Below are 13,747 nucleotides of genomic sequence, written 5' to 3' on the forward strand. Positions count from 1 at the left end.
CGTTATGCAATATGCAACCAGTCACTTACTCGGGCAAGTCCTTGCTAAAGATTGTCCATCACGGATTCGTTTAGAACATTTAGCCAATAAATGGTCAATGTTGGTGTTGCATTGTTTAAGCGAAGGTTTGCACCGCTTTAGTGAGCTAAGACAGCGCATTGAAGGGGTGAGTGAAAAAATGCTGGCGCAAACCCTGAAAACTCTTGAGCAAGATGGGTTAATTTTACGTACAGTTTACCCAACGGTGCCGCCTAAAGTGGAATATCAACTCACTTTTGAAGGCTCACAAATTGCAGCAAGAGTGAATCAACTGATTGAGTATTTAGAACAGCATTTGCCTGAAACTTCACAGCAATCTTCTCACTAATGGATTACTCATCTTTTAGGGAAGTCGCTGTAGATGTTCCTACTCCAAAGCACATTCTGGATGATTAAATAGTGCGTCGATGTGAAAAATCATAACGATCAATCAGCAAAATCCCGATGGCAAATACCAAAATACTGACAACACAACCCATCCAGCCCCGGTGTTGCCATGCGTAGACCGCCGTCAGTGAACCAAGTGCTGCACCTGAAAAATAAATAGTCATATATACCGCATTAATGCGGGAACGTGCGGTGGCATCAATTCGGTACACCAAGTTTTGATTCAATACGTGAAAAGCAGTTAGACCAAAATAACTCATCAATACGCCAACGGCATAAGCCACAATATTCTGCTGTGCAAAAAAGAGTGGAATGCAAGAAAACAACATCAAGCCAATACATAATATTGCGACAAAATTCTCACGACCTTTGCCGACCGTTTTACCCGACCAACTTGACGAGAAAATTCCAATCACACCCAATAAACCAAAAAGCCCAATTTGAAAATCACTAAAATAATAAGGCGGATTGGCTAAAACAAAAGTCATGGAAGTAAAAACCAAGGACAAAATGGCAAAGCCCAAAGCGCCCGCGCACGCTCTACGAATTAAATGTGGTTGGGTTATAGCCAACTGAATTAAAGAACGATAAATGCCTGCCACAGTCAAATTTTTATTTGCAGCTGTAGAGGGAAGTTTTGTCCACATTAAGCCTGCAAAAAGTAGGGTGATGATGCCGCTGCTGAAATAGACAGCTTCCCAAGACCAATAGGTCGATACAAAACCCGCGAAAGTGCGCGATAAAATAATCCCCATTACCAAGCCACTCATCAATTTGCCGACAATGGCAGCACTCGATTCAGGTGGACTGATGCTAGATCCAAACGGAATAAGCACTTGTGCAGAAATCGCACCAAAAGTGGCACATACGGTAAAGAAATACAGCATGGCTAAATTGCTGCTAAAAGACAGCAAAATTTGCGAAAACGCAGCAAAAACCATCAGGCTGACAATCAATTTACGCTTATTCAGCAAGTCACCCAAAGGCACGAGTAACATTAAACCCAGCCCATAACCTATTTGTGCTAAAACCACAGCAAAGCCTGCCTGACTGGTGCTAATTCCTAAACTTTTTTCAATTGAATAAATTAAAGGCTGATTAAAATACGCCGACCCTGCACACAAGCCACAGGCGGTTGCCATGAGCAAAACAAATTTAGGTGATAAAGCAGGCGTAGTTGTGGTGGCAACAGCATTAGACATGGCGGCAGAAAGCAAACAAGGGTTAAAGCACTATAAGAACTTAGATGAGGAAGGAGAAATAAGAAAAAACGATCATATCATTGCTAAAAGGAATGAGTGTTTTGAACAATCAGTGATAAAAAGCAGCTCTGTATACGATTGCATAAATATAATTCGAGAAATTCTCTAAAATATGGCAGAATATACGGCTTTTAAAGTTTTTAGAGGATTGGCAAGATGCGCTTTGTTGATGAAGCAGTCATTACCGTAGAGGCTGGCGACGGTGGCAATGGCGTAGCCAGTTTTCGCCGAGAGAAATTTGTACCATTTGGTGGGCCAGATGGCGGTGATGGTGGTCGTGGCGGCAGTATTTTTATTCAAGCCGACGACAACGCAAGCACCCTTGTAGATTATCGTTATACCCGTAAATTTCGCGCTGAACGTGGTAAAAACGGTTCGGGCGCAAACTGTGCAGGTCGTGGTGGTGAATCTGTCGTTTTGACCGTTCCAGTGGGCACAACCATTGTTGATACAGACTCTGGCGATATTATTGCAGATTTAGTCGAAAGCGGTCAGAAAGTATTGGTCGCTCAAGGCGGTGATGGTGGTTTAGGGAATACTCACTTTAAATCATCTACCAACCGTACACCGCGTAAATTCACGCATGGTACGAAAGGTGAGTTTCGTGAAATCCGTCTGGAGTTGAAAGTCCTTGCCGATGTAGGCTTGCTAGGCATGCCAAACGCGGGTAAATCGACCTTTATTCGTGCCGTGTCTGCGGCAAAACCAAAAGTTGCTGACTATCCATTTACCACCATGGTGCCAAATTTAGGCGTGGTGGATGCAGATCGTCATCGTTCTTTTGTCATGGCAGATATTCCAGGACTAATTGAAGGTGCAGCAGAAGGCGCAGGTTTGGGGATTCGCTTCCTGAAACACTTGGCGCGTACTCGTATTTTACTGCACATTGTGGATGTTCAACCTATTGATGGTTCTGATCCTGCGTACAATGCCAAAGCAATTCTGCAAGAGTTGGAAAAATTCTCTCCAACTTTGGCAAAGTTACCAATCGTGTTGGTGTTGAATAAACTTGATCAACTTCCTGAAGATTCACGTGAAGAATGGTGTAAACACATTCTTGAAGAATTGCAGTGGGATGGTCCTGTGTTCAAAACTTCAGGCTTAATGTCTGAAGGTACACAGCAAGTGGTGTATTACTTGATGGATCAAATTGAGCAACAACGTGAACGCGAAGTTGAAGATCCTGAGTACGCAGCAGAAATGAAAGCATTCCGTGATCAGCTGGAAGCTGAAACACGTGAACAAACCATTGCCGCGAAAGAAGCGTATCGTGAGATGCGCCGTCAGCAACGTCTTGCAGGTATGTTGGGCGATGACGACGAAGACGATGATGGTGAAGATGGCGAAGTAGAAGTGTACTACGTACGCTAAGCGCTACAAAAAGTGACTGAGGACAAGATGATAGAAGTGGTAGATGGGCAACGTCAGCTCAAGGGTTGTAAACGAATCGTTGTTAAAATCGGATCATCTTTACTCACAGCCAATGGGCAAGGTTTAGATTTGGATGCAATCTCGCATTGGGCGGGACAAATTGCAGATCTACACAATGCTGGACACGAAATTATTTTAGTGTCATCGGGAGCTGTGGCTGAAGGTATGGTGCGAATGAAACTTGAGCATCGACCCACCGATCTACCCAGTCTTCAGGCATGCGCTGCCATTGGTCAAATGGGCTTGATTCAAACTTGGTCAAGTGTGCTGGAAAAACACCAGATTCAAACTGCACAAGTCCTATTAACCCATGATGATTTGGCAGATCGTCGTCGTTATTTAAACTCGTGCGATGCATTGCAAAACCTGATTGAATGGCGCGTGATACCAGTCATTAATGAAAATGACACAGTGTCTACTGACGAAATTCGCTTTGGTGATAACGACACTTTGGCTGCGATGGTGGCAGGGCAGGTACATGCAGATTTGTTGATTATTTTGACCGATCAGCAAGGCATGTTTGACTCCGACCCACGTTCTAATCCAAACGCAAAACTGTTCCATACTGTACGTGCTTTGGATGAAAGTCTGTTTGATATGGCGGGTGGTGGCGGCAAGTTTGGGCGCGGTGGCATGCTGACCAAAGTCCGTGCAGCGCGTTTGGCGGCTAAATCGGGTTGTCCAACTTTAATTGCCAGTGGTGAAAGTGACAATGTGCTTGCGCGTTTAATGGCGGGCGAAATGTTGGGTACACTGTTCATTACTGACAATGACCGTATTGCAGCGCATCAACAGTGGTTGGCGGCACATTTACAAACGGCAGGACGTTTGGTGATTGATGATGGCGCAGTCAAAGCCATTAAAGAAAATCATCGCAGTTTATTGCCTGTGGGTGTAAAAGCGGTAGAAGGGCATTTTGAACGTGGCGATGTGGTGGAGTGTGTAGATACACAAGGTCATCGTGTCGCTGTGGGACGTGTTAATTTTAGTTCACGTTCTGCAGATTTGGTCAAAGGCTTGGCTTCTGACAAAGTGCATCAGGTGTTAGGCGAGGCACGTTCGTTGGAGATGATCCATCGCAATCACATAGCGATTTATTGATGATGCTGTAAGTTATCATTCAATTGAAGTTATTAAAAAACCCGCTTGGAATATCTAAGCGGGTTTTTTATTACTTAAACAACGCATGTCATGCTTCAAATTTATTTAAACTGAATCGTTCCATTTGCATTGACTGTAATTTTAGATTCACCTGCTGCCATATCTTGATCAGCTACAGCCGTTTCTGCGACAGCAAATTTAGCCATACTCGCGCGCATAACAGGTTGCGGAAAATAAGAATTGGTGTTTAGGTTCAAATTAACCAAGTTATAGCCCGATTTATTCCAAGCCTGACTTAACATTTGCGCACGTTGTTGAAAGTTTTTAGACGCTTCGACCATCAACTCGTTTTCAACTTTTTTGCGTTGTGCATCCGACACGCTAAAATTAATTGATTGGGTCTGAAAGTTTTGTTGTAGCTCACTCACCAACTGGCTTGCGGCTTTAAAATCGGTGCTTTGCACACGTACTTCTGCACGACCACGCCATTCTTTTAACTTACGACTGTCATTGTCGTAAATTGGATAGGTGGTTTGTGAGCCCGTTTCAACTTTCACTTGTGGATACTTACGTGCAGTTGCAATGGCTTGGCTCATTAACTGGTTAATTTGTGATGCAAGTTCAGCAGGCTGTTTGTGACTTTTTTCAATATATAACACAGCGTGCATTTGATCATTTGAAACTTCGCGTGTAGCTTCGGCTTGAACATTGACGATATTGTAATTTAAAGATTCATTTTGTTGGGCAAAAGCAGTGCTTGCAGCACCAACAGCCAACAGGGTAGCAGCGAGAGAAAGTAAGCGCATATTTTGACCTATTATTCAGGGGATCAGGATTTATGAAAAGCGTTTGAATTGATTTAAATAGTAACTTTGCTTTGTGAGGATTTTTAGTTGAATTTGTGGTGGCTTTGTAAAATATGCGTTAAAAATTGCAGCAAAAAAGCATTTATAAAATTCAATAAAAATAATGATCTATACTATTTTGAAAATAAATGCTGCATGACTTGAGAGATTGTGCAAAAAAACGTATAAAGGAAGTGGAAAGAGTTAAATTTTCTTTCCTTTGTCACAATGTAAGATGATAATTCAATCGAATCATCTGCAAGATATGTTTTTTCGATGAAATTAGGCAATATTTGGGTTAAACCTGTTTATTTTCTAGAAAAATTAGGTATTATCCCGCTTCCTAGTCTTGAAGAACAAAACTCTATCTCGCTAGATCAAAAAAGCACCGAGTCAAAGGACCGCAAGTCACCAGACTTATTTCTTTCAACCCATATCAGAGATGGTAATTCGATATGAGCGTTACTTCTGTAAACCCTGCCAACCATTCCACAAACGAATACTACTTGACTCGCCAAAGTCAGATGGAATCGAATGTGCGTAGTTATCCTCGTAAATTACCGTTAGCGATAGCGAAAGCACTGGGTTGTTGGGTTACCGATGTTGAAGGTACTGAGTACCTAGATTGTTTGGCTGGGGCAGGAACCTTGGCATTGGGCCATAACCATCCTGCGGTGGTTCAAAGCATCCAAGACACTTTAGCGAGTGGTTTGCCATTACATACCCTAGATTTAACGACACCTTTGAAAGATGCTTTTACTGAAGCGTTACTTTCACACATGCCTGGTGGTCAAGAAGAATACTGCTTGCAGTTCTGTGGTCCTACAGGTGCAGATGGCACAGAAGCGGCAATCAAACTTGCAAAAACCTATACAGGTCGTAGCTCAGTCATCAGCTTCTCAGGTGGCTATCATGGTATGACTCATGGTTCATTGGCGATGACAGGTAACTTGTCTGCAAAAAACGCAGTCAATGGTTTAATGCCTGGTGTTCAATTTATGCCATATCCGCATGAATACCGCTGCCCACTTGGTATTGGCGGTGAAGCGGGTGTAGATGCTTTAACGTATTATTTTGAAAACTTCATTGAAGATGTAGAAAGCGGTGTAACTAAGCCTGCAGCTGTGATTCTTGAAGCAATTCAAGGTGAAGGCGGTGTAGTAACTGCACCAATTAAATGGTTGAAAAAAATCCGCGAAGTGACTGAAAAGCACAACATCGTTTTAATTTTAGACGAAGTTCAAGCGGGCTTTGCACGTTCAGGCAAAATGTTTGCATTTGAACATGCAGGTATTGAGCCAGACGTGATTGTAATGTCTAAAGCTGTTGGTGGTGGTTTGCCATTGGCTGTACTTGCAATTAAACGTAAGTTTGACGCATGGCAGCCTGCAGGTCACACGGGTACTTTCCGTGGTAACCAATTGGCAATGGGTACTGGTCTTGTGGTGCTTAAAACCATTAAAGAACAAAACCTTGCACAAAATGCGCAAGAGCGTGGTGAGTTCTTACAAGCTGAATTGAAAAAATTAGCTGTTGAATTCCCATGTATTGGTAACGTGCGTGGTCGCGGTTTAATGATTGGTATCGAAATTGTAGATGAACGCCAAGAAAAAGACCGTTTAGGTGCTTATCCAGCAGACTCTCAATTGGCTGCTGCTGTTCAAGCTGCATGTTTTGACAACAAATTGTTGCTTGAGAAAGGTGGTCGTGGTGGTACGGTAATCCGTTTACTTTGTCCACTCATCATTACTCAAGAAGAGTGTGTAGAAGTCATCGCTCGCTTCAAGAAAGCAGTTGCTGAAGCGTTAGTCGCAGTTCGAGGCGCATAAGTTTATGGTAGATTTTGCAGAACATCGTAAAGCGTTACTCTGCAATGATGCTCAATCCATTGCTGACTACAGTGCAGCAATGGAACAAGCGACTCAAGCAGTCGCGGCATGGTTGCAAAATGACAAAATGTACACAGGCGGTAGCATTAAAGAATTGCGTGAAGCGATTTCTTTCCAGCCTGCAAAACAAGGTTTGGGTGTACAAAAGTCATTGGAACGCATGGTTGAGCTTTTCTTAAACAAAAGTTTAAAAGTTCATCATCCACATTCTTTGGCACATTTGCATTGTCCAACTATGGTGGCAAGCCAAATTGCAGAAGTTCTCATTAACGCAACCAACCAATCTATGGACTCTTGGGATCAAAGCCCTGCAGGTTCATTGATGGAAGTACAACTAATTGACTGGTTACGTCAAAAAGTTGGCTATGGTGCAGGTCAAGCGGGCGTGTTCACTTCAGGTGGTACGCAGTCTAACTTGATGGGTGTGTTATTGGCGCGTGATGCGTGTATTGCAAAGAACTGGAAAGATGAAAACGGTAATCCGTGGTCTGTTCAGCGCGATGGTATTCCAAGCGATGCAATGCGTAATGTGAAAGTCATTTGTTCTGAAAATGCACACTTCTCTGTGCAAAAGAACATGGCGATGATGGGTATGGGCTTCCAATCGGTTGTTACTGTACCTGTTAATGAAAATGCACAAATGGACGTGGTTGCACTTGAGCAAACCATGGCGCATTTAAAAGCTGAAGGTAAGATTGTTGCATGTGTGGTTGCAACTGCGGGTACAACCGATGCGGGCGCGATTGATCCACTTAAAAAGATTCGTGACATCACCAATCAATATGGCGCGTGGATGCACATTGACGCAGCTTGGGGTGGTGCATTAATTCTTTCTAACAGTCATCGTGACATGCTTGATGGTATTGAGTTGTCTGATTCTGTGACACTGGATTTCCATAAGCATTATTTCCAAACTATTTCGTGCGGTGCGTTCTTACTGAAAGATGAAGCGAACTATCGTTTCATGCACTATGAAGCAGAATATTTGAACTCTGCTTATGATGAAGAACATGGCGTACCAAACTTGGTGTCTAAGTCATTGCAAACAACGCGTCGTTTTGATGCGTTGAAACTTTGGATGACGATTGAAGCATTAGGTGAAGAGCTTTACGGTTCTATGATTGATCATGGTGTGAAGCTAACCCGTGACGTTGCTGATTATATTAAAGCGACTGCAGGTTTAGAATTGTTGGTTGAACCACAATTTGCTTCAGTGTTGTTCCGTGTTGTGCCTGAAGGTTATCCTGCAGAGTTCTTGGATAGCTTGAACCAAAACGTGGCAGATGAATTATTTGCACGTGGTGAGGCCAATATTGGTGTAACTAAAGTCGGTAATGTTCAATCATTGAAGATGACGACTTTAAGTCCAGTGGCAACACTTGAAAACGTGAAAAACTTGTTAGGCCTAGTATTGGCAGAAGCAGATCGCATTAAAGATGCGATTGTCGCGGGTACTTATACGCCACCAATCGACTAATGCTTTCATTATTCAGATTGTTATGAAATACAACAAAAGAAGTCACTACGGTGGCTTTTTTTGTGTCTGATTAAAAATATTGCAGTGAAGTGTTGTACCGTTCTTGCTTGAATTTTGTGATGGATTGGGTGTTTTGGGCTCAAATAATGCACTGCGGATGTCATAAAAATTACGCAATTGGCGAATAAACCATCAATTTTGGTAGAAAAAACCATAAATAATGATGACATTGGCATGAATTATTACAATTTGAAATTTAAATACTGAAAAAAATAAGCACTCTAGTGTTTTATTAGTTATTGATTTTAAATCATTTAAAAATTATTTCAGATACGAAAAGCAAATATAACCAAAGCGTAACAAAGCTGTAACATGGTTGTCATATTATAAAACCACAATGCAGTTATCGAAATAAGTACAAAACTTAATAACAAGTGACGTACTCCGAACTTGCATACTATGAGAGAGAACAGAATGCGCTTTACTAACATCGCCATTGCTTTAGCCGTATCTGCAGCAGCTGTAACAACTGCTAACGCAGCTCGTGACACCATCCAAATCGCGGGTTCTTCAACCGTTCTACCATACGCAAGTATTGTAGCAGAAGAATTTGGTAATACTTTCCCACAATTCAAAACTCCAGTTGTTGGTTCAGGCGGTTCTTCAGGTGGTTTGAAGCAGTTCTGTACAGGTGTGGGTGATAACACAATCGACATCGCGAACTCATCTCGTAAAATTAAAGATTCAGAATTAGCTGCTTGTAAAAAAGCAGGCGTAAACCAAGTTTTAGAAATTAAAATTGGTTACGACGGTATCGTATTTGCTTCTAACGCAAACAAAGCGGCTTACAAATTAAAGCCTTACCATGTATATGCAGCAATTGCAGCTCAATTACCATCTAAAGGTAAAATGGTTGCTAACCCATATACACGTTGGAACCAAATTGACAAAACACTTCCAAACGAGCCTATTACACTTGTAATTCCAGCGTCTAACCACGGTACACGTGAAGTGTTCCAAGAGAAAATGGTTGATGCAGGCTGTGAAGCTTATGCTGCAATCAAAGCATTAGACAAAGATGCGCAAAAGAAAGTGTGTACTACTTTCCGTAAGGATGGTCGTGTAATCGAAATCGCGGGTGACTACACAGAAACACTGGCACGTTTGAAAACTTCTCCAAGCGCAGTAGGTGTATTCGGCTTAGGTTTCTATGACCAAAACCGTGACCGTTTACGTGTTGCAACTGTAAACAACGTAGCGCCATCTGAAAACACAATTTTAAATGGTTCTTACCCTGTATCACGTCCATTGTTCTTCTACGTGAAAGGTGAGCACCTTAAATCAATCAAAGGTTTACCGCAATTTACTGAATACTTCTTGAGCAAGAAAGTATCTGGTAAAGGTTCTAAATTAGACAAAGCAGGTTTGATCTCTATGTCTGACAAAGAGCGTGCACAAGTTCTTGCTAACTTCAAAGCTGGTAAAGCGGTTAAGTAATTTGAGTTAAAGCAGCTGATGGCAGGGAACAACCTGCCATCGGCTTTTTGCTAAGAAATGTTTTTTCAAAAACACAAATTGAAAAAACAGTGGAGAATACATGAATCTGCTACTCATAGGTGTGTTATTGGCGATTATCGCCGTAGCCTATCAAATCGGGTTAAGCAAGAGCCGTAACCTAGCAGGTAAGGGAAATAACTCTGCAATGTTACATTCACGCCCAGGATATTATGGCGCGTTGGTAGCATTATGGTGTGGTATTCCTGCTTTTTTAATTTTGATTGTTTGGAACTTGGTTGAACCAAGTATTCTAGAGCAAGTGGTAATTAATAATGTGCCAGCGCACATTGCTGCAAGCCTAGACCCTGCAAGTACAAGTGTTTTGGTTGATCGCGTACAAGCCATTGCATCTGGTTTTGGTGTAAGTGATACACCTGCTGCATACGAAGTTGCAGCGGCAGAGCAATTAGCGAAAATTGAAACCATTGGTTCTTATGCCAAACTTGCGGTGGTGATCTGTGCGGCCTTATTTGGTTTGCTGTGGGCAAAGAAACGTGTTTCACAACAATTCCGCGCACGTAACCAAGTTGAAAAAATCATCAACATTTCTTTGGCATTATGTTCTGGTGTTGCGATTCTAACTACGGTTGGTATTGTGATGTCCATGTTCAGTGAAGCGATGCGATTCTTTAGTTTCGTTAGCCCACTGGATTTCTTCTTTGGTACAGTCTGGAACCCTGGTTTTAGCACCTCGGGTAGTGCAGATGGCAGTTATGGTTTACTTCCATTACTGTGGGGCACATTGATGGTGAGTGGTATTGCTTTATTAGTTGCAGTACCTATTGGTTTAATGATCGCCATTTACCTTGCAGAATATGCATCGCCTAAATTCCGTGCATGGGCAAAGCCGACCATTGAAGTTTTAGCAGGTATTCCGACCATTGTGTACGGTGTATTTGCCATGATGATCATCGGCCCGTTCCTTAAAACTGCGGGTGCAATCATTGGACTAGATATTAATGCCACGAGTGCATTAACCGCTGGTTTAGTGATGGGCATCATGATTATTCCTTTTGTATCTTCATTGTCTGATGACATTATTACGCAAGTGCCGCGTGCGCTGCGTGATGGTTCTTTAGGCTTGGGTGCAACCAAATCTGAAACCATTCGTCGCGTGGTGATGCCAGCTGCATTACCAGGGGTGATTGGTGCATTCTTACTTGCTGCGTCACGTGCAATTGGCGAAACCATGATTGTGGTGTTGGCTGCAGGTAATAGTCCTTTACTACACGCAAACCCATTAGAAGCGGTATCTACGGTTACGATTACGATTGTGAACCAATTAACAGGTGATACAGATTTCGCAAGTCCGCAGGCATTGGTTGCTTTCGCACTTGGTTTGACCCTGTTCGTGATTACCTTAGGTTTGAACATTGTTGCACTATACATCGTGCGTAAATATCGTGAGCAATACGACTAATGAGTACTTCAAATACATCGTCTTTGGATCAGTTAGATCCACAAGCTGCTGCCGAATTACGTGAACAACGTAAAAAAACCATCGCCAGTTCATTGGGTAAGCGTCATCGTAAGGAAAAAACCTTCCGCTTGATGGGTTTCTCGGCAGTTATTGCAGGTTTATTCTTTGTCGTATTGTTATTCGGCAGTATCTTATCTAAAGGTTTGCCTGCGTTCTGGCAAAGCAGCATGAGCCTTCCAATTTACTTCGATCCAGCGATTGTCAATGCAGGTCCAAAACCTAAGGCGATTGCAGGCGAGTCACCAGCACAATACGAAGACCGTATGATTGCGTGGCAAACCGAAATGGGTATGGTCGATTGGGATGCTTTAATTGTGAATGGTATTGTAGCGAAAGACAAAGCGCTAGAAGCTAAGCGTGATGATCTTGGTTACTTATATACCAGTTCTGAAGCATACCGTCTTCGTGACATGGTCTTGGCAGATCCTTCTTTAATTGGCCAAACCAAAGAAGTGAAAGTGCTTGCAGATGCCAACGTCGATGTATGGCTAGAAGGCAAGATTGACCGCAGCTTACCAGATGAGCAGCAACAATTAAGCCCTGAAGTACGTCAATTGGCAGATCAGCTCGAATCACAAGGTATTATTGAAAGTACTTTCAATACCAATATTTTTGTTAGCCCAGACTCACGTAGTTCTCCAGCGACTTCTGGTTTGGCAGGTGCATTCATGGGTTCATTATTCATGATGCTGATTGTGATCTTTATTTCGATTCCAATTGGTGTTGCATCAGCAATTTACTTAGAAGAATTTGCGCCAAAAAATGCGATTACTGATATTATTGAAGTGAACATCAATAACTTGGCCGCTGTACCTTCTATTGTATTTGGTTTGTTGGGTGCCGCGATCTTTATTGGTTGGATGCATTTACCATTGTCTGCACCATTGGTCGGTGGTTTGGTACTGAGTTTAATGACTTTACCAACAGTGATTATTACCACGCGTGCATCATTAAAAGCAGTGCCGCCGTCTATTCGTCAAGCTGCTTTAGGTTTGGGTGCTTCTCGTTTACAAACAGTGTTCCACCACGTACTCCCACTTGCATTGCCGGGTATTTTAACGGGTGCAATTATTGGTGTCGCACAAGCTTTAGGTGAAACCGCACCATTGTTATTAATTGGTATGAGTGCTTTCGTTGCCAGTGTACCAGCAACTCCACTTGATCAATCTACTGCGTTACCTGTGCAAATTTTCTTATGGCAGGGTAATGAATTGCGTAACTTCTTCGAGGGACGTACCGCTGCAGCCATTATCGTACTACTTGCGCTAATGATTGGCTTAAACAGCCTTGCAATTTGGTTACGTAAGAAGTTTGAAGTACGCTGGTAATTGAGGGCAGAGAATATGAATGCTGTAGCAAGCACAGAAAAACAGAATTCCTTAGAACAGGATAAGCAAGTGAATCCACAACAAAGCCAATTTACATCTACCGATGTAGAACAGAAGCAATCATCGACTTCGTTTGTTTCACAATTTGATACGCAAACTTCAAGCAAAAAAGAAGCGAAATCTTCAAATGTAAAGTTAAGCACCAATGACGTGCATGTGTATTATGGTGAGTCTGAAGCCATCAAAGGTATTGATTTAAATATCTATGAAAATGAAGTGATTGCATTTATTGGTCCATCGGGTTGTGGTAAATCGACTTTCTTGCGTACTTTAAACCGTATGAACGACACGATTGATAGCTGTCGTGTGACGGGTAAAGTAATGTTGGATAACCAAGATATTTACGATCCGAACTTAGACGTGGTGTTATTGCGTGCACAAGTGGGCATGGTGTTCCAGAAACCAAACCCATTCCCAAAATCAATTTTTGAAAACGTAGCCTATGGCCCTAAACTGCATGGTTTAGCACGTGATAAGTACGATTTAGAAGAAATTGTAGAAAACAGCTTGCGTAAAGCAGGTTTGTGGGATGAAGTGAAAGATCGTTTGAATCAACCAGGCACAGGTCTTTCTGGTGGTCAGCAACAACGTCTTTGTATTGCGCGTACCATTGCGGTAAGTCCAGAAGTAATTTTGATGGATGAACCATGTTCGGCACTTGACCCAATTGCAACGGCAAAAGTAGAAGAGCTAATTTCTGAACTTTCTACTCAATATACGATTGCGATTGTAACGCACTCAATGCAACAGGCAGCGCGTGTATCTGACCGTACCGCATACTTCCATTTAGGTGATTTGATTGAAGTGAATGCAACTGAAAAAGTATTTACTCAGCCAGACCATCAATTAACAGAAGCATATATTACAGGTCGTTTTGGTTAATCTGCTTAA

The 13,747-nt window shown here is 42.3% G+C and carries 12 protein-coding genes; 10 read left to right on the top strand and 2 right to left on the bottom strand.

From position 1 onward, the window contains the following. The first annotated feature begins 4 nt into the window (after positions 1-4). Entirely contained in the window at positions 5-367 is a 363-nt protein-coding gene (locus tag J4G44_RS07020; protein ID WP_004971692.1) for a winged helix-turn-helix transcriptional regulator, read from the top strand. A 64-nt stretch (positions 368-431) separates the two neighbouring features. Here the strand turns inward: J4G44_RS07020 and J4G44_RS07025 are convergent, their stop codons facing one another. Continuing rightward, positions 432-1,628: an MFS transporter gene (locus J4G44_RS07025; protein ID WP_207973542.1), complete on the bottom strand. Its 1,197-nt coding sequence runs from the start codon at positions 1,626-1,628 to the stop codon at positions 432-434. Here J4G44_RS07025 and J4G44_RS07030 point away from each other — a divergent pair. The 3 genes from J4G44_RS07030 to proB are packed head-to-tail and all read left to right on the top strand — an operon-like array spanning position 1,567 to position 4,220. Beyond that, on the top strand, positions 1,567-1,797 hold the full coding sequence (locus tag J4G44_RS07030) for a hypothetical protein (protein ID WP_207973969.1): 231 nt from the start codon (positions 1,567-1,569) through the stop codon (positions 1,795-1,797). The two genes, J4G44_RS07025 and J4G44_RS07030, sit on opposite strands and share 62 nt — an antisense overlap. A gap of 47 nt (positions 1,798-1,844) precedes the next feature. Further along, on the top strand, positions 1,845-3,059 hold the full coding sequence (gene cgtA, locus J4G44_RS07035; RefSeq protein ID WP_004971687.1) for an Obg family GTPase CgtA: 1,215 nt from the start codon (positions 1,845-1,847) through the stop codon (positions 3,057-3,059). Positions 3,060-3,086: 27 nt separating this feature from the next. Beyond that, the gene (proB, locus tag J4G44_RS07040) at positions 3,087-4,220 is read left to right on the top strand and encodes a glutamate 5-kinase (protein WP_004971685.1); all 1,134 of its coding nucleotides are present in this window, start codon (positions 3,087-3,089) and stop codon (positions 4,218-4,220) included. A gap of 101 nt (positions 4,221-4,321) precedes the next feature. Here proB and J4G44_RS07045 read toward each other — a convergent pair whose 3' ends face one another. Continuing rightward, entirely contained in the window at positions 4,322-5,026 is a 705-nt protein-coding gene (locus tag J4G44_RS07045) for an SIMPL domain-containing protein (RefSeq protein ID WP_096901090.1), read from the bottom strand. A gap of 494 nt (positions 5,027-5,520) precedes the next feature. On the opposite strand from J4G44_RS07045, the gene J4G44_RS07050 reads away from it, so the two are divergent. The 6 genes from J4G44_RS07050 (at position 5,521) to pstB (ending at position 13,738) form a co-directional block, all read left to right on the top strand. Beyond that, entirely contained in the window at positions 5,521-6,894 is a 1,374-nt protein-coding gene (locus J4G44_RS07050) for a diaminobutyrate--2-oxoglutarate transaminase (protein ID WP_004971681.1), read from the top strand. Between the two features lie 4 nt (positions 6,895-6,898). After that, positions 6,899-8,431 (top strand): pyridoxal phosphate-dependent decarboxylase family protein, encoded by a 1,533-nt coding sequence (locus tag J4G44_RS07055; RefSeq protein ID WP_179989311.1) that lies wholly within the window; start codon positions 6,899-6,901, stop codon positions 8,429-8,431. 474 nt (positions 8,432-8,905) lie between these two features. After that, positions 8,906-9,928: a substrate-binding domain-containing protein gene (locus J4G44_RS07060; protein WP_179988340.1), complete on the top strand. Its 1,023-nt coding sequence runs from the start codon at positions 8,906-8,908 to the stop codon at positions 9,926-9,928. Positions 9,929-10,028: 100 nt separating this feature from the next. Further along, complete coding sequence (gene pstC, locus J4G44_RS07065; protein ID WP_004971674.1) at positions 10,029-11,408, top strand: phosphate ABC transporter permease subunit PstC; 1,380 nt, start codon at positions 10,029-10,031, stop codon at positions 11,406-11,408. Continuing rightward, the gene (gene pstA, locus J4G44_RS07070; protein ID WP_167845916.1) at positions 11,408-12,796 is read left to right on the top strand and encodes a phosphate ABC transporter permease PstA; all 1,389 of its coding nucleotides are present in this window, start codon (positions 11,408-11,410) and stop codon (positions 12,794-12,796) included. The genes pstC and pstA overlap by 1 nt, the downstream gene beginning before the upstream one ends. A gap of 15 nt (positions 12,797-12,811) precedes the next feature. Beyond that, on the top strand, positions 12,812-13,738 hold the full coding sequence (pstB, locus tag J4G44_RS07075) for a phosphate ABC transporter ATP-binding protein PstB (protein ID WP_004971671.1): 927 nt from the start codon (positions 12,812-12,814) through the stop codon (positions 13,736-13,738). The last annotated feature ends 9 nt before the right edge of the window (positions 13,739-13,747 follow it).

This window comes from Acinetobacter towneri, assembly GCF_017498585.1.
GTDB classification, from domain to species: Bacteria; Pseudomonadota; Gammaproteobacteria; order Pseudomonadales; family Moraxellaceae; genus Acinetobacter; species Acinetobacter towneri.